At 64.6% G+C, this 212-nt stretch carries 1 pseudogene; it reads right to left on the reverse strand.

Going from position 1 to position 212, the window contains the following annotated elements:
• Window positions 1-212: pseudogene (locus tag DY926_RS09945) on the reverse strand (1-deoxy-D-xylulose-5-phosphate synthase); the annotation flags it as partial.

Raw genomic sequence — 212 nt, forward strand, 5'->3', positions numbered from 1 at the left:
GCCTGACGGACCAGTTCGCGGCTGAAGACCGAGGTGTAGCTCGGCGGGCCCGGCGGGCCTTTCTTCTGCTCGCCGGTCACGACGTTGAACTTGGACACCGCGTGATATTTGTCACCAGCCGATTCGGCGGGCGTGTAGCCACGGCCCTTTTCGGTAATGACATGGACCAGCACGGGGCCGACATCCTCGGCGTCGCGCAGGTTGCGCAGGAT

Origin of the sequence: Komagataeibacter melaceti (assembly GCF_003403295.1) — a bacterium.
In the GTDB taxonomy this organism is placed as follows: domain Bacteria; phylum Pseudomonadota; class Alphaproteobacteria; order Acetobacterales; family Acetobacteraceae; genus Komagataeibacter; species Komagataeibacter melaceti.